Source organism: Acinetobacter lwoffii, assembly GCF_024129715.1.
Lineage (GTDB): Bacteria > Pseudomonadota > Gammaproteobacteria > Pseudomonadales > Moraxellaceae > Acinetobacter > Acinetobacter lwoffii_U.
This window is the reverse complement of the sequence record NZ_JAMXXM010000003.1, coordinates 176,803-201,217: the sequence shown is the minus strand read 5'-3', so window position 1 is coordinate 201,217 and position 24,415 is coordinate 176,803. Positions and strand designations below refer to the sequence as shown.

16 protein-coding genes and 1 pseudogene are annotated in these 24,415 nt (G+C 43.3%); 9 read left to right on the top strand and 8 right to left on the bottom strand.

All coding sequences use genetic code 11. The features are described 5' to 3' along the window. The first annotated feature begins 28 nt into the window (after positions 1–28). Positions 29–421 (top strand): hypothetical protein, encoded by a 393-nt coding sequence (locus NI462_RS04175; RefSeq protein WP_253159239.1) that lies wholly within the window; start codon positions 29–31, stop codon positions 419–421. 101 nt (positions 422–522) lie between these two features. After that, positions 523–699, top strand: a complete 177-nt coding sequence (locus NI462_RS04170; protein WP_155237102.1) for a hypothetical protein — start codon at positions 523–525, stop codon at positions 697–699. Positions 700–746: 47 nt separating this feature from the next. Here the strand turns inward: NI462_RS04170 and NI462_RS04165 are convergent, their stop codons facing one another. Beyond that, the gene (locus NI462_RS04165) at positions 747–3,641 is read right to left on the bottom strand and encodes a valine--tRNA ligase (protein ID WP_253159237.1); all 2,895 of its coding nucleotides are present in this window, start codon (positions 3,639–3,641) and stop codon (positions 747–749) included. Positions 3,642–3,816: 175 nt separating this feature from the next. On the opposite strand from NI462_RS04165, the gene NI462_RS04160 reads away from it, so the two are divergent. Together NI462_RS04160 and NI462_RS04155 are read left to right on the top strand one after the other, a co-directional pair. Beyond that, complete coding sequence (locus NI462_RS04160; RefSeq protein ID WP_253159235.1) at positions 3,817–4,488, top strand: hypothetical protein; 672 nt, start codon at positions 3,817–3,819, stop codon at positions 4,486–4,488. A gap of 20 nt (positions 4,489–4,508) precedes the next feature. After that, the gene (locus NI462_RS04155; RefSeq protein ID WP_253159233.1) at positions 4,509–5,315 is read left to right on the top strand and encodes an SDR family oxidoreductase; all 807 of its coding nucleotides are present in this window, start codon (positions 4,509–4,511) and stop codon (positions 5,313–5,315) included. A gap of 22 nt (positions 5,316–5,337) precedes the next feature. Here NI462_RS04155 and NI462_RS04150 read toward each other — a convergent pair whose 3' ends face one another. Further along, positions 5,338–6,444, bottom strand: a complete 1,107-nt coding sequence (locus tag NI462_RS04150) for a GGDEF domain-containing protein (RefSeq protein ID WP_195726078.1) — start codon at positions 6,442–6,444, stop codon at positions 5,338–5,340. Positions 6,445–6,787: 343 nt separating this feature from the next. Here NI462_RS04150 and NI462_RS04145 point away from each other — a divergent pair, with 343 nt between their 5' ends. Next, complete coding sequence (locus NI462_RS04145) at positions 6,788–8,062, top strand: glutaminase (protein ID WP_253159231.1); 1,275 nt, start codon at positions 6,788–6,790, stop codon at positions 8,060–8,062. Between the two features lie 123 nt (positions 8,063–8,185). On the opposite strand, the gene dhaK is transcribed toward NI462_RS04145, so the two are convergent. Next, positions 8,186–9,916: a dihydroxyacetone kinase subunit DhaK gene (gene dhaK, locus NI462_RS04140; RefSeq protein ID WP_253159229.1), complete on the bottom strand. Its 1,731-nt coding sequence runs from the start codon at positions 9,914–9,916 to the stop codon at positions 8,186–8,188. A gap of 289 nt (positions 9,917–10,205) precedes the next feature. Here dhaK and NI462_RS04135 point away from each other — a divergent pair. Beyond that, positions 10,206–10,460 (top strand): annotated as a pseudogene (locus NI462_RS04135) (endonuclease domain-containing protein); the annotation flags it as partial. Between the two features lie 93 nt (positions 10,461–10,553). Here the strand turns inward: NI462_RS04135 and NI462_RS04130 are convergent. Together NI462_RS04130 and metH are read right to left on the bottom strand one after the other, a co-directional pair. Continuing rightward, complete coding sequence (locus NI462_RS04130; RefSeq protein ID WP_253159227.1) at positions 10,554–11,384, bottom strand: TIGR02391 family protein; 831 nt, start codon at positions 11,382–11,384, stop codon at positions 10,554–10,556. A 267-nt stretch (positions 11,385–11,651) separates the two neighbouring features. Beyond that, positions 11,652–15,338, bottom strand: coding sequence for a methionine synthase (gene metH / locus NI462_RS04125; RefSeq protein WP_253159225.1), 3,687 nt, complete (start codon positions 15,336–15,338; stop codon positions 11,652–11,654). A gap of 536 nt (positions 15,339–15,874) precedes the next feature. Here metH and NI462_RS04120 point away from each other — a divergent pair. Then, the gene (locus NI462_RS04120) at positions 15,875–17,494 is read left to right on the top strand and encodes an inorganic phosphate transporter (RefSeq protein WP_253159222.1); all 1,620 of its coding nucleotides are present in this window, start codon (positions 15,875–15,877) and stop codon (positions 17,492–17,494) included. A 429-nt stretch (positions 17,495–17,923) separates the two neighbouring features. Here the strand turns inward: NI462_RS04120 and NI462_RS04115 are convergent, their stop codons facing one another. Both NI462_RS04115 and NI462_RS04110 read right to left on the bottom strand, forming a co-directional pair. Next, entirely contained in the window at positions 17,924–19,465 is a 1,542-nt protein-coding gene (locus tag NI462_RS04115; RefSeq protein WP_253159220.1) for a hypothetical protein, read from the bottom strand. 219 nt (positions 19,466–19,684) lie between these two features. Continuing rightward, complete coding sequence (locus NI462_RS04110; protein WP_191111972.1) at positions 19,685–20,302, bottom strand: rhomboid family intramembrane serine protease; 618 nt, start codon at positions 20,300–20,302, stop codon at positions 19,685–19,687. Between the two features lie 158 nt (positions 20,303–20,460). Here NI462_RS04110 and nfuA point away from each other — a divergent pair, with 158 nt between their 5' ends. Both nfuA and NI462_RS04100 read left to right on the top strand, forming a co-directional pair. Continuing rightward, the gene (gene nfuA / locus NI462_RS04105; RefSeq protein ID WP_004279400.1) at positions 20,461–21,099 is read left to right on the top strand and encodes a Fe-S biogenesis protein NfuA; all 639 of its coding nucleotides are present in this window, start codon (positions 20,461–20,463) and stop codon (positions 21,097–21,099) included. A gap of 193 nt (positions 21,100–21,292) precedes the next feature. Next, positions 21,293–23,356, top strand: a complete 2,064-nt coding sequence (locus tag NI462_RS04100) for a TonB-dependent receptor domain-containing protein (RefSeq protein WP_253159219.1) — start codon at positions 21,293–21,295, stop codon at positions 23,354–23,356. 39 nt (positions 23,357–23,395) lie between these two features. On the opposite strand, the gene NI462_RS04095 is transcribed toward NI462_RS04100, so the two are convergent. Continuing rightward, positions 23,396–24,403 carry a hypothetical protein gene (locus NI462_RS04095; protein WP_253159217.1) on the bottom strand — a complete coding sequence of 336 codons (1,008 nt, stop codon included), beginning with the start codon at positions 24,401–24,403 and terminating at the stop codon, positions 23,396–23,398. Positions 24,404–24,415 lie beyond the last annotated feature (12 nt).

Genomic DNA, 24,415 nt, shown 5'->3' with positions numbered 1-24,415 from the left:
TTAAAACTTAGAATAAAAAGGTATAAATATGTCGATATTGAGTTGGGATGATTTTGAGGATGATAGTAATAGTAGTTCCTCGTTGCCCAGTAGAAATAGTAAGTTAAAACTCGCATTAGATATATTAGCAGGTGTTTTATCACGTCTAGGTAATACTGAGGGTGAAAGAACTTTATTTGCCCATTTCCAAAAGATGTATCACAATCTATTATCAAAAATAGGCATTCTCGTTGATTTAGATACTTTCCTTTATCACTATATCAATAGAGAAGTTTCTAAATTTTTTTCAAAATCCTTAAAGGGTAATGAATCGGTAAGTTTACAAACATTCTTTAAAATTATTCTATTAGTAGCTTTACCAATTATTTTTATAACCACTCGTAATTTTTCAATTCAAAAAAATCTCTCTATCTCTGCTTGAGTAACTCCTATGACCAAACTGTATTTATTTACACGTTTGGGGCATATCATTAAAAAACTCAGACGTGTAGTCCAAAATTCTATTTAGAAGGTAAAGAATTTATGGCTAGACGTAAAAAGTCAAAAGCTAAAAAAAGAACTAAGGTTGTTAAATCTCAGCCAATTATCATTATTAATGAACAACCAGAAAGTTTGCGATATTGGCAGCAGGTGTTAGTAATATTAATAGTTCCGCTATTTAATTGGATAAAAGAAATTATCCAAACATATTGGAATTAAAAAAATCCCCTCACTAAGAGGGGATTTTTTTAAATCAAACTACAGCCTTAAAGCGCCGCAATCTGCTCCATATTCGCTTTAATCTTCGCTAACTGATCAGCAAACTCAGCAAGTTTTACTTTCTCGCCTTCAACCACAGCCGCAGGTGCTTTTGCCACAAAACCTTCATTCGAAAGTTTATTGGCAATTTGATCATGCTGTTTTTGAACCTTGTCTAAGTCTTTTTGCAGACGACCCAATTCCGCTTTCGGATCAATCAAGCCCTTCATTGGAACGTATACAGACACGTGACCGACTACACTCGATGAAGATAATGGTGGTTGTTCGCCATCCGCCAAGAAGGTAATGCTTTCAACTTTTGCCAATGCTTTAAACAATGCTTCAATACGTGTGATCTGTGCTTTCTCAGCATCAGTGGTGTTTTGCAGAAGAACAGGCAACAAACGCGCATTACCTAGACCCATCTCACCACGGATGTTACGTACCGCACCAATCAAACCTTGCAGCCATTGCATATCTGCTTCAGCTTGGTCGTTGATCAGTGCTTGGTCAGCAACAGGGTACTGCGCCAACATAATCGTTTCGCCAACAATGTTTAGTTTCGGTGCAAGCGTTTGCCAGATTTCTTCAGTCAGATAAGGCATCAACGGATGCGCCAAACGTAAAGACGCTTCCATCACCGCTAACAATACACGACGTACTTCAGCTTTACGCTCTTCAGACACATTTTCATCGTTCAGAACTGGTTTGGTTAACTCAACATACCAGTCACAGTATTCATTCCAGATGAACTCGTAAATCGCTTGTGCAGCCAGGTCTAAACGGTAGGTTGCAAATGCTGTTTGCACCGCTTGTTCCGCTTTTTGCAGACGGCTTACGATCCATTGTTCAGGCAATTCCCAAAGGTCTTGACGTGCTTCTGAACCAATAGTTTGACCTTCGACATTCATCATCACGAAACGGGTTGCGTTCCAGATTTTGTTGGCAAAATTACGGTAACCTTCAACACGTTTCATGTCGAACTTGATGTCACGACCAGTGTTGGCAAGCGCACAGAAGGTGAAACGAACCGCGTCTGTACCGTAAGATTGAATACCTTCAGGGAATTCTTTACGGGTTGATTTTTCAATCTTCGCTGCTTGTTTCGGGTTCATCAAACCTGTTGTACGTTTTTGTACTAAGGTTTCAAGATCCACACCATCAATCAAGTCTAATGGATCAAGTACGTTACCCTTAGATTTAGACATCTTCTGACCTTCGCCATCACGTACCAAACCGTGAACGTACACGGTTTTAAACGGCACTTGTGGCGTACCATCTTCATTCTTCATGAAGTGCATGGTCAGCATGATCATACGTGCCACCCAGAAGAAGATGATGTCAAAACCAGTGACAAGCACATCAGTCGGGTGGAAGGTATTTAAGAAGTAGTTGGCTTTGTCTTTCGCTTCGTCGCCAGTCCAACCTAAAGTTGAGAATGTCCAAAGACCTGAAGAGAACCATGTATCCAATACGTCTTCGTCTTGGTTTAATTGAACATCGGCAGGGATGTTGTTTTTCGCGCGAACTTCCGCTTCATCACGACCTACATAAACATTACCTTCCGCATCGTACCAAGCAGGGATACGGTGACCCCACCACAATTGACGCGAGATACACCAGTCTTGGATGTTGTTCATCCAAGCCATATACATGTTGCTGTACTGCTCAGGAACGAACTTGATACGACCGTCTTGAACCGCTTCAATGGCAGGTTTCGCTAGCGGCGCAATCTTCACATACCATTGGTCTGTGAGCAGAGGTTCAACAATCACGCCTGAACGGTCACCGCGAGGTGGTTTCAAGGTGTATGGTTGGATCTGATCTAACCAGCCTTCAGCTTCCGCTTGTTCAACGATCTTTTTACGTGCTTCAAAACGCTCTAAACCAACATATTCGCTAGGTGCAGGAATAGTTTTAGAAATTTGCTCGCCCGCTTTCGCGATGTATTCAAACTCAGCAACAACTTCAGCATTTTTGTTGAAGATGTTGATGATTGGCAATTCGCAACGTTTACCTACTTCATAGTCATTGAAGTCATGCGCAGGGGTGATTTTCACACAGCCTGTACCGAATTCTTTATCGACATATTCGTCTTTAACGATTGGAACCGCACGACCAGTGATTGGCAGGATGATGTTTTTGCCAACAAGCGCAGCATAACGTTCATCATCAAGTGCAACGGCAACAGCTGTATCACCAAGTAGTGTTTCAGGACGAGTGGTTGCCACAACGATGTGATCTTTACCATCGTGCGTGCGTAGTGATTTATCTTCAAAGAAGTATTTAAAGTGCCACAATGAACCTGCTTCTTCTTTATCAGACTCAACTTCTAAGTCAGACAGCGCAGTTTGTAATTTTGGATCCCAGTTCACCAAACGTTTGCCGCGGTAGATCAGACCTTCTTCGTGCAGTTTTACAAACACTTCTTTTACCGCGTTTGATAAACCATCATCCATGGTGAAGCGTTCACGTGACCAGTCAACCGAAGAACCTAGGCGACGAATTTGACGGGTAATGTTACCGCCAGACTGTTCTTTCCATTCCCATACTTTTTCGATGAACTTTTCACGACCCAGGTCATGACGGCTAATGCCTTGTGCACCCAACTGACGCTCTACAACCATTTGTGTTGCAATACCGGCGTGGTCAGTACCCGGTTGCCATAAAGTATTTTTACCTGACATACGGTTAAAACGGGTTAAGGCATCCATGATGGCATTGTTAAAACCATGACCCATATGCAGGCTACCCGTGACGTTTGGTGGCGGAATCATGATACAGAAAGATTCGCCTTTTTCAGACGGCTTAAAGTAACCACGCTCTTCCCAAGTTTGGTACCATTTTTTCTCGATCTCGGTCGGATCGTAGGTTGTCGCGATATTTTGCGCTGAGTCAGTCATAGTCTAAACAGATCAAAAGTGAATGAAAAATTGGATCTATTGTAGCAAAAAAAATAGTGCATGCGGCAGCTTAACCAAATGCAAACTTTAGCCAATTGGCATGTATAGCAACTCATCGTATGATAGATTGATAAAAAAACGCGACTCATCGCAGCATATCAAAAAGGATAATAAGATGAGCTATAACATTTCCCTGAAGCTTCAACCCGAAACCCATCAGCGCTTTAAAGACCTTCATTCCAGATTAAATGCCGGCGAGCGAGACAGTCTTGCCAGACCCTTAGGTGAAAATCTGGCCGATATGGCCTGTGAAATTATTGACCAGATTTTTGGTCAGGTGGTGCAGTTGGCCAATTCACCGGACAGCGAGTCCGAAAAAGTGATTCAGCAGATTATGCATAACACCCGTAAATATATGCCGTGGTCGGTTTCGTTGTTTGGCAATGAGCGTCTGATGCCTATGGTGAACTATTTGCATCGCATGACCTATGAGCATCAAGGTGATGCTTTTGTTCGATATCCGGTGGAAAAATTACTAGTGATGGAACTGCTCGGCTGTGTTGACCAGATGAAAAATGGTAATCATCAATATGTATCACCCGCTTTAAAAGCCTTTACTCAGGTGGTCGATCAAGGGGTGACACATCTGATCCGTGAACCGAAAAAAATGTTGAAATTTAATGTGGTGGTCGATAAAACCTTGAATGGGGTGATTCATTTAACCACCCAGTTAGGCTATAAACGTTTTGACAAGCTCAGTCACATCTATGATGCTGATACCATGAGTTATTATTTTGAACATTTACTGGCATTTCTGGAAGATGAAATGCCGCACCATATTCATTAAAACAAGGGAAAGAGGATTTCATGGCGAAAGTTGAAGACTTAAATGGAAAAGTGGTCTGGATTACCGGCGCATCTTCAGGGATTGGCAAGGCGATTGCCCAGCAATGTGCTGAACTCGGAGCCCAGGTGGTACTGACTGCACGTCGGCATGAAGAACTGGAAAATGTTCGCCAAAGTCTCACTAATCCAGATCAGCATATTTCAGTCATTGCCGATATCACGGATGAAAGCCAGGTTCGTCATGCCTATGAACAGGTTTTGCAACAAAAAGGCCGGATTGACTGGCTGATTAATAATGCAGGACTCAGTCAACGTGCCCTGATTCAGCACACCACCATGCAGACTGAACGCGCTATTATGGAAGTCGATTATTTCTCGCAGGTATTTCTCACCAAAATGGTATTGCCGACCTTTCTGGCACAAAAATCAGGTCGTATCGTGTTTATTTCCAGTGTGGCAGGTTTGCTTGGCACCCAGTATCGCGCCTCCTATTCAGCAGCCAAAGCAGCGATTCATATGTGGGCCAATAGTTTACGTGCTGAAGTTGCTGATCAGGGCGTTCAGGTCTCAGTGATATTCCCGGGCTTTGTTCAAACCAATGTGTCGTTTAATGCTTTAAATGGGGAAGGCAAGCCACAAGCCAAGCAGGATGAAGCGATTGAAAATGGTCTGTCGGCAGAAGATTTTGCCCGTCAAAGCGTACAAGCCTTGCAGTGCGGCGAAGAATATATCGTGATTGGCGGAAAGAAAGAAAAACTTGGTGTGCTAGTTTCACGTATTTCCCCCAAGGTGCTGTACAAAATGATTCGCAAGACCAAGGTGAAATAAGAGATTTAAAGTTTTATCAAATTCAGGCAATTTTCTCTTGAGCGAATTGAACCTGATTACGGCCCATCTGTTTGGCCTGATACATGGCATGATCAGCCGCTAAAGTGGCTTCTTTAATCTGATTAGGATGATTGAAGAAGCTGACTCCGATACTGATAGTCAGGTAAATATGCTGCTGTTCATGATGTAATGGGGTTTCTTCAAGCTGTAACCGGATCCGTTCAGCAATTTTAAAGGCGGCATCTTTTTGAATGTCATGCAAGACGAGCAGAAACTCTTCACCACCAATACGTGACACTTGGTCTTTGTCCCGAATATTGGCTTTAAATATCTGACTGATATGTTGTAAAACCAGATCACCGACCTGATGTCCATAACGATCATTAACGGCTTTGAAATGATCTAGATCTGCCATCAAAACTGCATGCTGTAAGGCGGGATTGGGATCTATTTTTTGAATATAGGCTTCAAAGCCACGACGGTTTAATAATCCGGTCAGCGGGTCGTGATGGCGCTCCCGTTGCAACTTTCGCACCAGATCCAAAATTGCACAGCCAATGAATAAACCTAAAAAGATCAGATCAATCAGCAGCAGGAGCAGCTGCGTAAATGCCCATGCCGGTTCGTAATGGGCGACAAATCCCTGATCCTCAAGTAAAACAGAGAATAGCAAGGCACGACCCATAATGATGAACGCGGTCGCGAGGGTAAAAATTTTCAGGTAACTGTCGATACGTAAGCGTGTACTCGTCCGAATAAAGGCAATCGGGCGGTGCAAATAAATTGCCGCAGTAATGCTACCAATAATCAGCAAACGGGCAGTCTGGTCAGCAGTCACTTGGGTAAAGTAGTAAATGCCAAACGCACCCAAGGCAATCAGGTAAATATAGTTTGGCCATACATAGTCGATTTTTAAACGCTCATAAATGGCTTTGCTGTGAAAGGTACAGGACAAGAAGTAAAGAGCAGCAATGAAACTGGAGATTTCAACTAAAACTGCTGCAGATAAAACGGTATTGAGTAATATCGTTACGCCAATCAGAATCAGTGCATAAGCATAAGATCTTAAATAATTAGGTAAGCCTTTATAATAGGAAATACTCAGCGTGATGATCCCCAGGCTCGACATGATGCTGGGCACGAGTAGACTGTAAAAATTCAAATCCGGGATCAGCGTGTTAGATTATAATGTGAGCAGGTGGGTGAATAATATCATTTATTGCGATGAAAAATATAAATAAAATGGATAATCAAACTAATCGAAATGACCTGTTGAACCGCTCGATATTTTATAAAAACTCAAAAAAATAATATCAAAATGCCCCTTACTCCTGATGATCATTGAGCTGAAAAGGCATTTGTTTTAGTCCAAATCAATGGACGTATTTATAAAATGCTACCAATTTGGACTTGTAGTTTTATCCTGAAAATTTAAGGTGTAAACAGGATGAAAATATAAAGGATCTATCTGAATGAAAACCCCGGTGCCCGATTATCTCCAGCATGTATTAACGGTCTGTCATGATAATGATCAGGGCGCTTTGGCTGACTATATCCCTGAACTGGCAGCGGTAGATCCAAACAAGTTCGCTTTGGCGCTGACTACGGTGGATGGCACGATTTATTCCACGGGAGATGATGAAACCGAATTTACCATGCAGTCGATGTCCAAGCCTTTTGCCTATGCCTTGGCATTGCAGCATTTGGGAATTCCAGCAGTACTGGAAAAGGTCGGCGTTGAACCTTCAGGAGAGGCTTTTAATCAGATTTCGCTAGATAAAGAAACCAATCTTCCTAAAAATCCAATGATTAACTCGGGTGCGATCACTACGCATTCTTTGATTCCGGTACAAAAAGGCATTTCACGTGCGGAATGCTTACGCCGTTTTTTAAGTGAGCTGGCAGGACGTCAACTGGAATTCGACAAGCAGGTGTATAAGTCGGAAGTCAAAACTGCATTCCGGAACCTGTCGATTGGCTATATGCTACGTACCGTAGGTGTGCTGGATTCGGATCCGGTAGAAATCGTCAATGGATACATCAAGCAATGTGCGATTAAAGTGACGGTCAAAGATCTGGCAAATATCTGTAGTGTGCTCGCCAATGGCGGTGTTCAGGCCAAAACGGGCAAACAGCTGCTAGAGCGTGATGTGGTGCGCCAAGTGCTCAGCGTGATGATGACCTGTGGCATGTATGATGCGGCGGGTGACTGGCTGACGACGGTGGGCATTCCTGCCAAAAGTGGTGTATCGGGCGGAATTATCGGGGTATTGCCTGGGCAGGTGGGAATTGTGGTTTTTTCTCCTAAAATTGATGAGCATGGGCATAGTGTACGTGGCGTGGATATTTTTGAGCGTTTGTCGCGGGACATGGGCTTGCATCTGATGGAAGGGACGCCATCGGCACAGACCATTTTGCAAAGTCGTTATACTGTAGGTAAGAACAATGACATTGTCGTGTATGAGCTGCGCGGTGTATTGCAATTTACCGAATCGGAAATGTTGCTACGGATTTTGCAGGATGAGCCAGACGCTAAAACACGTATAGTCATAGACCTGACCAATTTGACTTTGATTCATGATGTGGGTGCACGCATGTTATTTGAAGGTGTCAAACGTTTACAAGCGAATGGGCACAAAGTGGTGGTCATTGACTCAGAAGGCGTATTGGGTGAGGAACAGGTGAAAGGCAATAAGCGGGTAGTGGTGACAGAAGAGTTAGAGCGCTATTTAGAGAAGTTTAGTTAGACCATGTTCATGGGGATGAGCAATACCTTTCATTACTGGTGTTTTTAAACTTGCTCAGTAGAGGAAATGAAATTTGAAAAAAGCCCCGAACAGTGTCGGGGCTTTTTTTAAATCTTGCAAAGCTTATTTAATATGCTCGGCAATGTCCGTAAAGATCACGCCTAAGCCATGTGCACCAGCATCCGGATAGCCTAAGCTACGATCACCGACCGTACCGGCACGGCCCATACGCGCTACGATCTCTTTGGTAGATTCTGCACCTTTTACCGCAGCCTCTGCACCCAAGACAAAGTTTTCTTTAAACGTCTTGTCGGTATTGGTTGACCAAGAGTCTGCGCAAGGTACAAGTGCATCAATCAGGGTTTTGTCACCGACCACAGCACCACGACCAAACGAACGCTCACCTGTCACTTGAATACCTTTGACCGCAGCTTGCAGCATCTCGGCAAAATCTGCCACGCTTAGGGTTTGTTTACCTTGAATGGCTTTGCTGGCTGAACGGAAAGCAGAACCCCAAATTGGCCCTGACGCACCGCCACAATGCTCCATGATAATCATTGAACTGTTCAGCAAAAATTCATCCATCTGTTGTGCTTGAATCAGGCTTTGCCATTCGCGTTTTAGCTGTTTAAAACCTTTAGCCACACTCATGCCAAAATCGCCGTCACCAGCATGGGCATCTAGTTCGCAGAATGGCACTTCATTTTTGATGATGCAGGCAGCCATCACATCGACCACATACCGCATATTTTCAATCATGAACTGTTCATTTTGAATTTCAGCATGCTCAGGCTGAGTTTCGACTTCTGTATTGGCGGTTTGTTTTGCTGCTGCGTCTTGTGCTGCAAATTCAAATGGTAGTGCAGGCGAGCCATCCAGTTTAAATGCTGGAGTATTGGCTTCCGCATCTAAATAGGTTTTCAGTTCCTCATCCACAGCAAGCAATGAGACCGATGCACCATTCATGTCGATACTGGTCATGTAGTTGCCAACGAAGGTGCGGTAAATCTTGATGCCTTTGCGCGCCAGATGTTCGCAAACATCATTGTTAAACACATACAGTTCTTGCATTGGCGTTGAACCAAAGCCGTTGACTAGAACAGCAACTTCAGTCAGATCAGGGCGATCGAGGAACAGGTCATCGATAATACGTTGTGCCAGTTCTTTGGATGGCAGAATTTTTTCACGACGAATGCCTGGTTCACCATGGATACCGACGCCGTATTCCATTTCATCATCGGCTAGGGTAAAGGTGGGTGTACCTTTGGCAGGAACAGTACATGAGGTATAGGCGAAACCAAGACTAATCACGTTATCCGCTGCTTTTTGAGCCACAGCTTTGACTTCCGCAAGCTCTAAACCTTTTGACGCTGCTGCACCGGCAATTTTATGCACGAAGATGGTACCCGCAACACCACGACGACCAACCGTATAGAGGCTGTCTTTAACGGCAATATCATCCGCCACTTTGACATAGTCAACCTTGATGCCATCTTCCGCAGCCAAGGCAGCACCATTCTGGAAATTCATCATATCGCCAGAATAGTTTTTGATGATCATCAAAACGCCTTTGTCTGTTGCCACATGTTGCAGGGCTTTGTAGACCTGAATTTGTGAAGGTGATGCAAATACGTCACCGCATACGGCAGCGTCTAACATGCCTGTGCCGACAAAGCCCGCATGTGCAGGTTCGTGACCGCTACCACCGCCACTGATCAGTGCCACGTTATTGTGTTTTTGTTTACGTGAAAGGATTTTATGCGATTCGGTAAATTGTAGTTCAGGGTGGGCAAGGACAAAGCCTTTGCACATTTCGACAACCAGGTTTTCTGGGTTGTTGATGAGTTTTTTCATGGAGGAGGGCCTTCACGTATTCTGGGAGAGGTCTAAAGTCTTATTATTATGGAAATGTTTGAAATTTGCTGACTTAAAAATGTAAAAACAGATGATTTTTGGGTGAGCGGTTAGAAATGGGGCAGTTTCAGATTTTTTATTGGTTGTTAAATTTTACCTCTCCCTAACCCTCTCCTAAAAGGAGAGGGAATGTCTATTCATAAATTTATGTCAGCATTTAAATAGTAATGAATGCTCCCTCTCCCATTGGGAGAGGGTCGGGGTGAGGGATTTTGTAAAGTAAATATGAGGTTTGCAGTTCTATCGGCAAAAGCCAATTTTAAATTACATCGTGAATTTTTACTGTCCTGCTGTGAATTTGGTGATTGAGTGCGATGGCAGTCAACACTTTACAAATGAAGGCTTAGAAGCGGATCGGGTCCGAGATGAAGCCTTGGCTCAACTCGGATTGAAAGTGCTTAGGTTTGATAACGGGCAGGTGATCGAACAGTTGGATAATGTGGTAGAAGTGATTTATCAATTTATTCAACAAGAATCTCCCTAAATCCCTCTTTGAGAAAGAGGGACTTCATGCGAATTTTATGATGGTTTTGGATTCGTGCTGTTCCTCCCTTTTCAAAAGGGAGGTTAGGAGGGATTATATTTGCCCTTCATACATTTTTTTAGCTTCAATTACTTTGTCTAATTTTCTATGAATTAAAGATACTGTTGATAATATATCTAAGGCATCTTGTTCATCTATACTCCATGTAATTTTGGGAGCATGGGCTGTAGTATTTCTAAATGTTCCAAATATGCCTTTGAGTAAATGCATAAAACCATTCTGTTCACTCTGATAGCTCGGTGTGGTTAAATTATTTAAGGCTAAATAAGGCACTTTATTTTTATACGAAAAAGCTTGATCAACTAATTCAGCTCCATCAGAAGTTAGATTCGTTTTAAGTCTGATTTTCTCAGCAATACTTTTAGTAGCTTCAAATACTGCATGAAAATAGTTATCTACAAGTAATTCTGCTTTGCAGAAAGTAAGTACATCAGGATGAATTTTTCTATCTAATAATGATTTTCTTAAATTTTTTGCTCGTGCTTCAGCCTCACTGAAAGTTTGAACTTTTTCAGCGTACTTGATTTCTCCACTTTCTGTTAATTCAAAACCTTCGAAAGATAAAGCAAAATTTAAATCATTTCTTATGTATTCAAACCACTCCTTCCTATTTATGTGTCTCGATGGGCGCATAACGTGCTTTATAAAAGCTAAAATATGATTTGAGCAACGGTCATTGTGTTGTTTGCTATTTAAAGCTTCGTATAGACGTTTCCATTTGGTGATATTCGGTTGAAGGTCAGGGATATGACATTCTGCTAGATATTTGCCTATCTCAGTTCCAGAAAGTCCATCATTCGTTTCACCGAGAATTTTACATATTGACTCTAAACTTCCTGAATCTAGAATTTTTATGATAGCCATTATTTAATGTTCAATTTTTAGTATTTATTCATTTTAAGTAATTGTTTTATTTATATCAATTAATCCCTCCCAATCTCCCTTTAAAAAGGGAGGAGTTGTCACGTAAATAATTTGATACGTGGAAGTCCCTCTTTAACCTAGCGACATATATGGCTCAGGATTTAGGGGGATTAAAAGATTAAAAACAAAAATCCCCTCGATTGAGGGGGATTTTTTATTCGATACGAATGGATTCTTCCCCCTTTGGAAAAGGGGGATCGAGGGGGATTACACCACAGAATCATCCAAATTCGGTGCTAACCAACGTTTCGCTTCATCTAACGTCCAACCTTTACGCTTCGCATAATCTTCCAACTGGTCGCCAGAGATTTTACCCACGTTAAAGTATTCAGTTTCAGGGTTTGCATAATAGAAACCGCTCACTGATGAAGGTGGCCACATCGCAAAGCTCGTCGTCAAGTACGTACCAATCTTGTCGGTTGTACCTAACCAATCAAAGAGTGGTGCTTTTTCAGAATGCTCAGGACAAGCAGGATAACCTGGTGCAGGACGAATACCGACATACTTTTCTTTAATCAAATCTTCATTTGATAAAGCTTCGTCTGCTTGATAGCCCCAGAACTCTTTACGAATACGCTCGTGTAAATGCTCTGCAAATGCTTCGGCAAAACGGTCACCCAAGGCTTGAACCATAATCGCATTATAGTCATCACCTTTGGCTTTGTATTCTTGCGAAAGTTCTTCCGCACCAAAAATCGACACGGTAAAGCCACCCAAGTAATCCTGAGCCACATCTTTTGGCGCAACAAAGTCTGCCAAAGAGTAGTTCGCTTTACCTGTCACTTTGTCAGACTGCTGACGTAAGTGCTCGAAGCTGTGGGTTACATTACCCGCTTCATCTGCAACGGCAACTGTATCTGCTGCTACACGGTTTGCAGGATAAATACTAAACGTCGCACGCGCATCAAAACGTTTATTCTCGATGATGTCTTTCAGCATTGCTTGTGCTTGTTCATACAAGTCACGTGCTGCTTCACCCACCACTTCATCTTCAAGGATTTTCGGGAATTTACCCGCCAGGCTCCATGAAATAAAGAACGGTGTCCAGTCAAAATATTCCACCAGAGTTTCAAGCGGATAATTTGTGAAAATTTCTGAACCGATGAAGTTCGGCTTAACCGGTGCATTCTTGTCGAAGTCGATCTTGAAGCCGTTTTCAACCGATTCTTGATAAGACAATTTAGCCGCTTTCGGTTGCTTGTTCGCAAGACGGGTACGGATTTTTTCATAATCCGCTGCATAGTCAGCCAAAAGCTTAGGTTTCATCTCAGGAGAGAGCAACTGCGTGGCTACACCTACGGCACGCGAAGCATCCGCGGTATAAAGCACGCCATCATTATGATATTGCGGTGAGATTTTCACTGCGGTATGCGCTTTAGAAGTCGTTGCACCACCAATCATCAGTGGAATGTTAAAGCCTTTACGTTGCATTTCTTTGGCAACAAAGACCATTTCATCCAATGACGGCGTGATCAGACCAGACAAACCGATGATATCGACTTTTTCATCAATCGCAGTTTGCAGAATCTTCTCGCATGGCACCATCACGCCCAGATCCACGATGTCATAACCATTACAGCCTAATACTACACCAACGATGTTCTTACCGATGTCGTGTACGTCACCTTTCACCGTAGCCAGCAGGATTTTACCTTTAGCTTCAGCTTGGGTTTTCTCGGCCTCAATGAACGGGTTCAACCACGCCACAGCCTGTTTCATCACGCGTGCAGATTTGACTACTTGCGGCAAGAACATTTTACCGGCACCGAACAGGTCGCCGACCACATTCATACCTGCCATCAATGGGCCTTCGATCACATCGAGTGGGCGTGTAGAGTTTAAACGAGCTTCTTCAGTATCCTGGTCGATATAAGTCGTGATGCCTTTTACCAACGCATATTCAAGACGTTTTTCAACAGACTCATTACGCCACTCAAGATTTTCTTCGGCTTTTTGCGTACCACTTTGACCACGGTATTTTTCAGCAACCGCAAGTAGTTTTTCGGTCGCTTCCTGACCGCTTTCACCCTGGTTCTGGTTTAAAACAACATCTTCAACCGCTTCTTTCAATTCTTTATCGATGTCATCGTAAATCGCCATCTGACCGGCATTTACAATACCCATAGTCATGCCTTGCTGAATGGCATGGTACAGGAACACTGAGTGAATCGCTTCACGTACCGGTTCGTTACCACGGAACGAGAATGATACGTTCGACACACCACCAGAAATCATCGCATTTGGCAGGTTCTGTTTAATCCAGCCAGTCGCTTCAATAAAGTCCACGCCATAGTTGTTGTGTTCTTCAATACCGGTCGCAATCGCAAAGACGTTCGGGTCAAAGATAATATCTTCAGAGGGGAAGCCCACTTCATTCACAAGAACATCATATGAACGTTTGCAGATTTCTTTTTTGCGCGCAGCTGTATCGGCCTGACCATCTTCATCAAATGCCATCACGATCACCGCAGCACCATATTGACGGCAGAGGCGGGCACGTTCGACAAACTCGTCATGACCTTCTTTCAGGGAAATCGAGTTCACCACAGCTTTACCTTGCACACATTTCAGGCCCGCTTCAATAATCTCCCATTTAGAAGAATCCAGCATGATGGGCACACGTGAAATATCTGGCTCAGAAGCAATCAGATTCAGGAAATGCACCATCGCACCTTGCGAATCGAGCATGCCTTCATCCATGTTGATGTCGATGATCTGCGCACCGGCTTCAACCTGTTGACGGGCAACATCAAGTGCTTCGGCGAAGTTTTCTTCACGAATCAGACGCAGGAATTTTTTCGAACCGGTGACGTTGGTACGTTCACCGACGTTCACAAACAGTGAATCTTTGGTGATGTTAAATGGCTCTAAACCACTTAAACGACAAGCCGGTTCAATTTCAGGAATTTGGCGAGGGGTAATGCCTGCAACAGCATTTGCAATCGCGCGGATATGATCCGGCGTAGTGCCACAGCAACCACCGGTAATATTAATTAAGCCACTTTCAGCAAATTCTTTAATAAATGCTGCAGTTTCTTCCGGCGTTTCATCATATCCACCGAAGGCATTTGGCAAACCAGCGTTTGGATGCGCTGAAACAAAGGTATCGGCAACGTCAGACACGGTTTTCACGTGTGGACGCATCGCATCTGCACCCAGCGCACAGTTAAAGCCGATAGAAAGTGGCTCCGCATGGCGCATCGAGTTCCAGAAAGCTTCAGCGGTTTGACCAGTCAATGTACGACCTGATGCATCCGTGATCGTACCTGAAATCATGATTGGCAGTTCATAGCCTAATTCTTTAAAGACTTCTTTCACCGCAAAAATGGCGGCCTTGGCATTCAAGGTATCGAACACGGTTTCGATCAGGATGATGTCTGCACCACCTTCGATCAAGGCTTTGGTTGATTCAATATAGTCAACTTTTAAAGCATCAAAAGTGATGTTACGGAACGCAGGGTCATTCACGTTTGGAGAAATAGAAGTGGTACGTGATGTCGGACCAATCACACCTGCCACAAAGCGTGGTTTTTCCGGTGTTGAATATTTGGCACAGGCTTCTTTGGCCAGACGTGCTGCTTCACGGTTAATCTCGGGAACCAGATCTTCCATGTGGTAATCCGACATTGAAACGCGGGTACCGTTAAAGGTATTGGTTTCAATAATGTCGGCGCCAGCTTCCAAGTAAGCTTCATGAATGCCTTGAATGATCTGTGGCTGAGTCAGCACAAGCAAATCATTATTACCTTTGAGATCATAGGCCCAGTCAGCAAAACGCTCACCACGATAATCGGCTTCTTCCAGTTTATGGCGCTGGATCATGGTACCCATCGCACCATCGATAATTAAAATTCTTTTGGCAAGAAGTTCTTTTAAAGTGGTAAGTGTAGACATTCAAACTTTCTCAGCAGAAATCAAAAAAAACGACGCTAATCTTAGCAGATTAGTTGACTGATTTCTGCTGAGATTGCTCAGAATGATGGATAAGCATGATATGAAAATTTGATAAGTCATCTAGAAAAACAACAAGTTTTAACATGCGGATCAGAAAATAATGCAATCTCGAATCTGATTCGATGCCTTACAGACAAGAAACAGGATCAGAAAATTAAGCTGATGCTTTCATTCATGAAATTGTCATATTGATGGCTTATGCTGTGCAAATGAAACTTTTGCTCTGCTTGATGACAGGTAGGGCATGAATCGTTTTGGTAGCAAAATATGTGCGGTTGCTAAGCTTAAATAAGCTGGAATCCTCTCTTAAGTAATTGATTTATAAAATCAAAATCTAGTGTTTTAGTCGGAATTAAACAGGACGAATAGCAGCAAGAAAATCCAAATAATTGCTTCATATGACAGCAGTTTGTCATATAATTGTCACAATTTAACTGAACAATATGGGGATTCTTGAATCCTCTATTCCTGCTTGCATGAATCCTAATCAAACTCCCGTAGATTCAGCACACGGGTCGGCTTCCCAAAAGTCGACCAATGTTCATGTGCCAACACCGAAATTCTTTATGCCGGTGTTCCTGACTCTTATTATCACTACGCTGATTTATATCGGCTTCCAGTTGTCTGCAGATTTAGCGCATGTACCGGCCTTGGGCTTGTATTCAGTTATTTTGTTAGCGACGGCACTTTTTATTGCGTTGAGCTTTGAGTTCGTCAATGGCTTTCACGATACCGCCAATGCTGTGGCCACAGTCATTTATACCAATGCACTTTCAGCTCCTGTCGCAGTGATGTGGGCCGGCTTCTGTAACTTCCTTGGGGTTATGGTCGCCAGTGGTGCGGTCGCTTACGGCATTATTGCGTTATTGCCAGTCGAGCTGATCATGAATGTCGGCTCCGGAGCAGGTTTTGCCATGGTTTTTGCCATGCTGATCGCGGCAATTCTCTGGAATCTGGGAACCTGGTTCCTCGGTATTCCGGCATCCAGTTCACATACCCTGATCGGTTCGATTCTGGGTGTGGGCATCATGAACTATATTCTGAATGCCGGTGCTGGCGCTTCAGGTATAGACATGGAGCAGGTGATGAAAGTCGGTAAGGCGCTGTTATTCTCACCTTTAATCGGTTTTGCATTTGCTGCGATTGTGTTCCTGCTGGTGAAAAAAATCTTCAAGCGTCAACTGGAATTGTTCCAGCCACCTGAAGGTAACAAGCCACCGCCACCATTGATTCGTGCCATGCTGATCTTTACCTGTACTGGGGTGAGCTTTGCCCATGGTTCAAATGACGGTCAAAAAGGTATGGGCCTGATCATGCTGATCCTGATCGGCTGTGTACCTTTAGCGTACTCGCTGAACAAGAATCTGGATGCACAACATATTCAGTCTTTTGGTCAGTTATCTGCACAAACAGCGGATGTGATCTATCCAAATCATCAGGACATTCCGGATGAACAAGCCCGTGATGTGATCACCAAGTACATTCAGACCAAGGAAATTACCCCTGAAGTCGTGCCTGCATTGGCAAGCTTGACGGATCATCTGGGTGAAAAAGTTGGTAGCTATACCAGCATTAAGGATGTTCCTGAAGCTCAAGTATCTGAATTCCGTAATGACATGTACCTGAGCACTACAGCATTTAAACGTCTGGATAAAGCAGAAGCTTTACCGGCAATGAGTGCTGCACAGGAAAAAACAGTAGATGAATACCGCGACAATCTGGATTCATTCCTGCAATACATTCCGACCTGGGTGAAAGTGGCGACAGCCTTGGCACTTGGTCTGGGTACGATGGTCGGCTGGAAGCGTATTGTCGTGACGGTTGGTGAGCGTATTGGTAAACAGCATATGACTTATGGTCAGGGTATGTCTGCCGAACTTGTGGCAATGTCAACTATTGCAGCGGCAGATGGCTTTGGTATGCCGGTATCCACTACCCATGTATTGAACTCTGCAGTAGCAGGTACCATGGTGGCGAACAAGTCAGGTCTGAACTTCCAGATGGTGAAAACTATTCTGTCTGCCTGGATCTTTACTTTACCAGCAACGATCTGTCTGTCAGGTAGTTTGTACTGGGTACTGTTAAAAGTATTCTAAATTATTTAGACATAAAAAAGCTGCTCTAGAGCAGCTTTTTTATGGGTGGAAGAAAAATTAAGGATGTAAAAGAGGAACCTAAATTACGATTAAGGCGACAGGGATGTCGCCGTTAGGCTGTGATATAGGGACATATCATCAGCTTAACAAAAGATTTTTGTTACTTTTGATCTTTCAAAAGTAAAGAAAAAAAGAAGCTATAAAATAGATCAACTTAAATCTGCCCAAAGCACATTCATAAGAATTTGAATGATTGAAAGCCTAAATTAACCTCTCCCTAACCCTCTCCTAGAAGGAGAGGGAACGCCCATTTTCAATTAAAGTTCTCTCTGCTTTAGGGATGAGCAGCACTGCTACGCAACGAGGGGAGAACTTTAAAAATAACGATTACCTTTCTTATGGAAAAATTGGATGAAGATAATAAAAAAATTACTTCTTCAACTTACTCAATAATCCTTTTGGCAACTTCTCTGTCGCAAAACCATATAGTGCAGCAAAAGGTAGTGCGGTACGTGCCAGATAGGCCACTCGCCACAAACCACCATGATTCGCGCCATGCATCATTAATTCAAGCGGATGGTTCAGCTTCACTTCAGGATTGGCCACCGATTCTGGATTGCGAAGGTCATGAATCCACAGTGCAGCCATAATTGCATTGGTGGTTTCAGGTGCAAAGGCTTCAACATCAAACAGGCTGGCGCCGTTGAACGCTGCTTTTAATAGCGGATTTTTGGTCACGGAATAGGTCGTAGTAGAAGGGGCAATATTGATGCTGACCCGCTTACCTTGAGCACGAGCTAAGGTAGCACGCCATTGCTGAATGCGTTTTGCCAGCGCATAGTTCGGGCCTTGTTCAACCACCAGACAGTCACAAATACCATACGCCTGATCACCAGACTGAATCAGTTCATGCGCATTTTTCTGGAAAAAATGTTTGCGGCTTAAAGTGGAAACACCTTTGGAGATGATTGCCTGTGCCTTGGAGCGTTCAGTATATTTTACTTTTGACGCTTCAATCACTTCACTCGGAACCGCATAAACATCGGTCGGCGTACACATGTACATCAGGCTGGTATTGGCTTTTTGCTGGCTGACATGCTGCATGATGGCATCCATCGCCATGGAGACCCGAACATGCTTTTCACCATCCAGATAGGCAATTGCAGCCAGATCCAGATCCTGCTCGAACTGTAATAACCATTTGGCAATTTCAGGAATCTGGGTCAGCAAATTCGCCCCCAGTTTTTCTTTTAAAATATCAAGTGAAGTATCAGCAGGCAGGTCTTCGGTACAAGGTGCATATAGCGTGGCATTGCCTTGGTTGATGGTATCAACAATCTTGCCCCATACCCGGGTATTCGGCAGATCAATCGCTACAATATTGGCTTTCCATTTCGCCAGCCAGGTCAAAGGGCCGGCTTCAGATGCTGCACCAAACAGCACCGTGGTTCGATCTGACAGGTCAAACCATTCAGGATGCACGACACATTCACGTAGGGCATTGGCATGACTGGTTTCCACAATGCCTTGGCTTTCCCAGCGTTCAATCTGCTCCAGTAAGGCATCACCTTGCAGCTTTTGACCCTGGTAAGGCACATACCATTCTGGTGGCGATTTGCTATGACCTGTCAGCTTGAATGTATGCAACTGACCTGCGGGTAGAGTTAAAGCATCTTGCAATACATACTTTTGACCATCACGGTAAAATTCAAAAGTCTGATGGGCCTTTGCTAATCCATCTTCGGCAATTTTCAAGCTAGCTTCAGGAGAACTCAGTCCCTGTTCGACCAGTTGCTTAAAATGTACTGTGTAGTGTTTGCGCCAGTTTTTTTCTGATTGTGCCTGTTGAGAACTGCGTGAATCGACATTGGCTAGCGCTGCCGCGATGATTGCGCGCCCTGCTTTAGAGCTACTTGGTTTTTGTTGCGGAGACTGAAGAGGAAATTGAAGACCGTCTGGTGTAGTGGACATGCAAAATATCTCGAGAATGACAGTAATTAATATACAGATGTATACATTATCGCTGCAAAATTCAGTCCAAGATTGGCATTAAGTGACATCATCACTTTCTAATATATTACTAGATGTTTCAAACAAATAAGAGAGCAGCAGCTCTCTTATCAATTTTTAGCAGAAATATGAGGTTCAATTCATATATAGCCTCATTCTCTTATCATTAAATAACCCTAATTAAAATGGAACTTGCATCAGTTTATTCAGGAAATGCGGAATCAGGCGTGGCTCCAGAATAATCGTCATGACCACCCCGTAAGCCGCTCCCCATAAATGCGCGCTGTGATTAATGTTGCTATTGCCTTTTTTGCCTGACCAGATGCTATAAGCTACATACAGCACAGCAAAAATAATGGCAGGAACCGGAATGAAGAACACAAAGATCAACTTCCAAGGTTCAAACAGAATATAGGCAAACAGTACAGCCGAGGTTGCACCGGAAGCGCCGAGACTGGCCCAGCGCGCATCATTTTTATGCTTCAGGTAACTGGGTAGAATCGCTGCGATCAGACCACCGAGGTAAAACAGGATAAAACCCAGGTCATACAGATATTGACGATAAAAGCTTTCAATCACGCTGCCGAAGAAGAACAGGGTAATCATGTTAAACAAGAGATGAGCTCCATCCGCATGGATAAAGCCATGCGTAATAAAGCGGTCATATTGTCCACGTTGCAGTGCCGGTGGCCAGAAAATCAGGCGATTCATCACCGTCTCTTTGGAGAAAGCAATAAATGACACAATACAGGTGATCAGAATAATGGTCACGGTATGATTAAAAGGTAAATCAAGCATATAAATGATTCTAAGGGTGCCTATTTGCCAATTATCATGCCATTAAAATTAAGCTAAAGTTGTACTTTTATAATAAATCCGACAATTTTAGTTGATTTTTAAAAATTACCCCGCATCTTCAGTTAAAATGGCCGCTTGAGCTTGAGGAAATTATTGTTATGTCGACTGAGAACAGCAGCACTCCAGTTGTTGGTGAAATTCCCAACTTATTGATTACACCAACAGCACAAGAGTATTTAAAGGATCTACTGGATAAACAGAACACCCCGGGTATTGGTGTGCGTGTTTTTGTAGAGCATCCGGGTACTCCTCGCGCTGAATGTTGCATGGCCTATAGTGCACCTGATGAAGTTGTACCGACGGATTATAAGCAGGAATATCCTGATTTCCCTGCTTTTATCGACTCGCCATCTATTCCGTATTTACTCGATGCCGTGATTGACTACAACAAAGACCGTTTTGGTGGTCAGTTGACTTTCCGTGCACCGAATTCCAAAGTGCCACGCGTGGGTCCAGATGCATCGGTAGAAGAGCGTATTACCTATGTATTGCAGTCTGAAATTAACCCGGGCCTGGCAGGTCATGGCGGTAACTGTGCACTGGTTGAAGTCAAAGAAGATCCTGAAAAAGGTTTAACCGCTGTACTTAAATTTGGTGGTGGTTGCCAGGGCTGTTCTGCGATTGATATCACTTTGAAGCAAGGTGTTGAAACCACATTAAAACAACATGTACCAGAGTTAATGCATGTCGTTGATGAAACGGATCATAGTCAGTCTGAAGGTGCGTATATGAAATAAGCTGTTCCATATAACAGTTTATTTATCGCATTTTAAGAAACCTCGAAATTTCGAGGTTTTTTTATATCTGGCTTAAAAATCAGTGAATGTTAATGATAATAATTATCAACAGTAATTGCATTCAATTGAAAAGCTGTTACACTTCGCAACCGAATAAACATGATCTCTTCATAAATATTGGGGCGCGCAAGGTATGAATAAGCCATTCTTAAAAACCACTTTGGCATTTGCTGTATTTACAGCTATGGCGGGAAATACATCTGCAGTAGAAGCTGTTGTTCCACAGGCGAAAGCGACTAAATTGCAAACGATTGTGGTGACCGCAACAGGTTATGAGCAAGATTTGGCTAAAGCACCAGCTTCCATTACCGTGATTGATCGTGAAGAATTAGATAAACGTGAATATAACGACATTACTGATGTACTGCGTAATACGCCCGGGGTCGTGGTTTCAGGTGCAGGTTCTGCACAGACCATCAGTATTCGTGGTATGAGTTCAAACTACACCTTGTTTCTTGTAGATGGTAAACGTCAATATGGCAAGGATGTCAATCCGAATGGGGATGATGGTGGTTTTGAGAAAAATATTCTGCCACCTATTTCAGCAATTGAACGTATTGAAGTGATCCGTGGACCAGCGTCTACACTCTATGGTACGGATGCCATGGGCGGGGTAGTCAATATCATTACCAAAAAAGTGTCGGATGAATGGTCTGGTCATGTCGAATTAGGAACCACAATTCAGGATAGTAGCCGTTCAGGTGATATTAAAAATGCTTCTGTATATCTTGCCGGGCCTTTAATTGCAGACAAGCTGGGCTTGCAACTGGCAGTCAATAAGCAGGAACGTAAAGAAGACCGTTATGTTGGCGGCTTCCGTGGGACAGAACGTGAAAGCTTAAATTCACGTCTGACCTATGCCATTAATGATGATCATGATGTACAAGTTGAAGCCAATTTCGTGCAACAGGAATCAACTACGTCTGTAGGGGAAACGGTAGCACCTGCTCAAGGTGCTGCAGATTCATTCTCGCGTAATTATCGTAATGTTTATTCATTAACCCATAATGGCCGTTATAGCGATAACTTGGACAGTTCATCTTATATCCAGTATGAAAATTCAAAAAATCCGGATCGTGGAAATACGGAACTCGGCACCAAAGGGATTACCCTAGATACCTGGACAGCAAACAGTCAATGGAACTGGGCCTTAGGTGATCACATGCTGTCATTCGGTGGATATCTTAAAGATGAAAAACTGGTCGATAAAGCGACTAACCGTAATCCTAATGCACCTGAATTTAGTGAGTTAACACGTTGGTCTGCTGCCGCTTTCCTTGAAGACACCTGGAGTATTACGGATCGTTTCGATTTAACCGTCGGCCTGCGTTATGACCATGACGAAAACTATAGCGGCCATGTATCGCCACGACTGTATGGGGTGTACACGGTAAATGATAACTTTGTAGTAAAAGGTGGTGTGGCCACAGGTTATAAACAGCCTGATATTCGTGCAGCCACAAAAGGGTTTTATAGCGTCACGGGTGGCGGTGGTTCACCCTTAGCAACAGGGCGTGGCATTATTCGTGCCAATCCGGATTTAGAACCTGAATCAAGTGTATCTACTGAATTAGGTTTCAACTGGAAAAATGATTATATCAATACATCGCTGACTGGCTTTATCACTAAATATGAAGACCGTATAACAGAAGTTCGTGCCTGCGAAACCGATACTGATGGCACCACAACAAACCGCAATAATTGGCAGAATTGGAAATGTTTCGAAGGAGATATTCCATTTTACTTTATTAGTGAACGGATCAACGTGGATGAAGCAGAAATTCGTGGTGTAGAAGCAACGGTAGAAGCCAGTCTGAATGATTACACGACATTGACTGCTAACTATACCTATACCGATTCAGAGTTTAAATCGGGTGCTTTTAAAGGCCAGCCACTGAACCAGATGCCAGAACACATGTTTAATATTGGTGTGGATTATGAGCTAAATGATGCACTCAATGTATGGAGCCGCTTGCACCACCGTTCTGAAACCTCTGCATACTTGAGCCGTACTTCGATAGCTCAGCCAAATCCAGGTTACCAATTTGTAGATGTCGGCTTTAACTATAAATTCAGTCCGAATTTGACTGGTAAATTTGGTGTCTATAACCTACTGGATGAAAAAGCAGAAGATATTGATGGTGATCAACTATTGGATGGTCGTCGTTACGGTATCAGCTTAAATGCAAAATTCTAAAACTGTGAGTATAAAAAAAGCCGCTTCAAGCGGCTTTTTTTATACTTCAATCTTTAAGATATTCAGTGTACTTTTGGAATAATAAAACTGTTCCAAATATTGACGTGCACGTTCACGTAAGTGGCCTTGAGAAACCATCTGTTGGATTACCGGACTGAGCATTTGCTGCAATTCATTCTGAATTAAAGATTCATCAATATTCAGGTCACGTAATAACTGATCAAAAGTATGTTCCTGATTGCGGACATACCAGGTATGAATTCCGTCATGCACTTGCTGCTGCAGATAGTCCGTCTGGCGTATGTGATCCCAGATGTCATGACCTAAGCCGACTGTCTGATTCAGGTCCTGCAGCTCAATATAATTCTTCAAGACCGATACTGGCATGTCTTTGATTTTATGCCAGAGATTGGCCTGAAAATGATAGAGTTTCTCGTCGTCAAAATGCTGGTTCAGCACATGCTCACTCATCTGGCTGAGCTTTAGAATGTTTTTTTGCAGATAACGCGCAATGGTGCTATCGAGGTTGGTATCGGTGACATTTTCCAGAACGGATTTGCCCATTTTCATAAAGCGGGAAACCCCGGGCACGCTTTTGGCAATCATGGAGTTATCCATATAATCCTGAATGGAATGCTGGATCAATTGGGTAATCATGGCTGAAAATGCCGGATTATTCACGACGGTTTTAATCAGACGCTGACGATGGCCACTTTTGCTGGCCACATACTGGGCGATTTTGTCTACGGTCAGTACTGGAATCAGATCGGCAATCGTGGTGGTATCATTGGCCGGATGCACCAATGCAAAACGGATATGCTCGGCAATCTGTTCAATCAGAAAGCTGCTGGCTACAGTACCCAGAATCTGTTTTTGTAAAAGCTGATTGATCAGTTCACAGCTCCACAGCTCTTTTAGCGTCTGTTTACGCAGCCACAAATAAAATGCATGAAACTCGCTTTGAATCGTTTCAGATTGAGAAAATGCCTGATCGAGAAAATCAAGTTGAGCATCGATCAACTGCTCAATCATCGGGTGTTTCTGCATAGCATCTCTGAA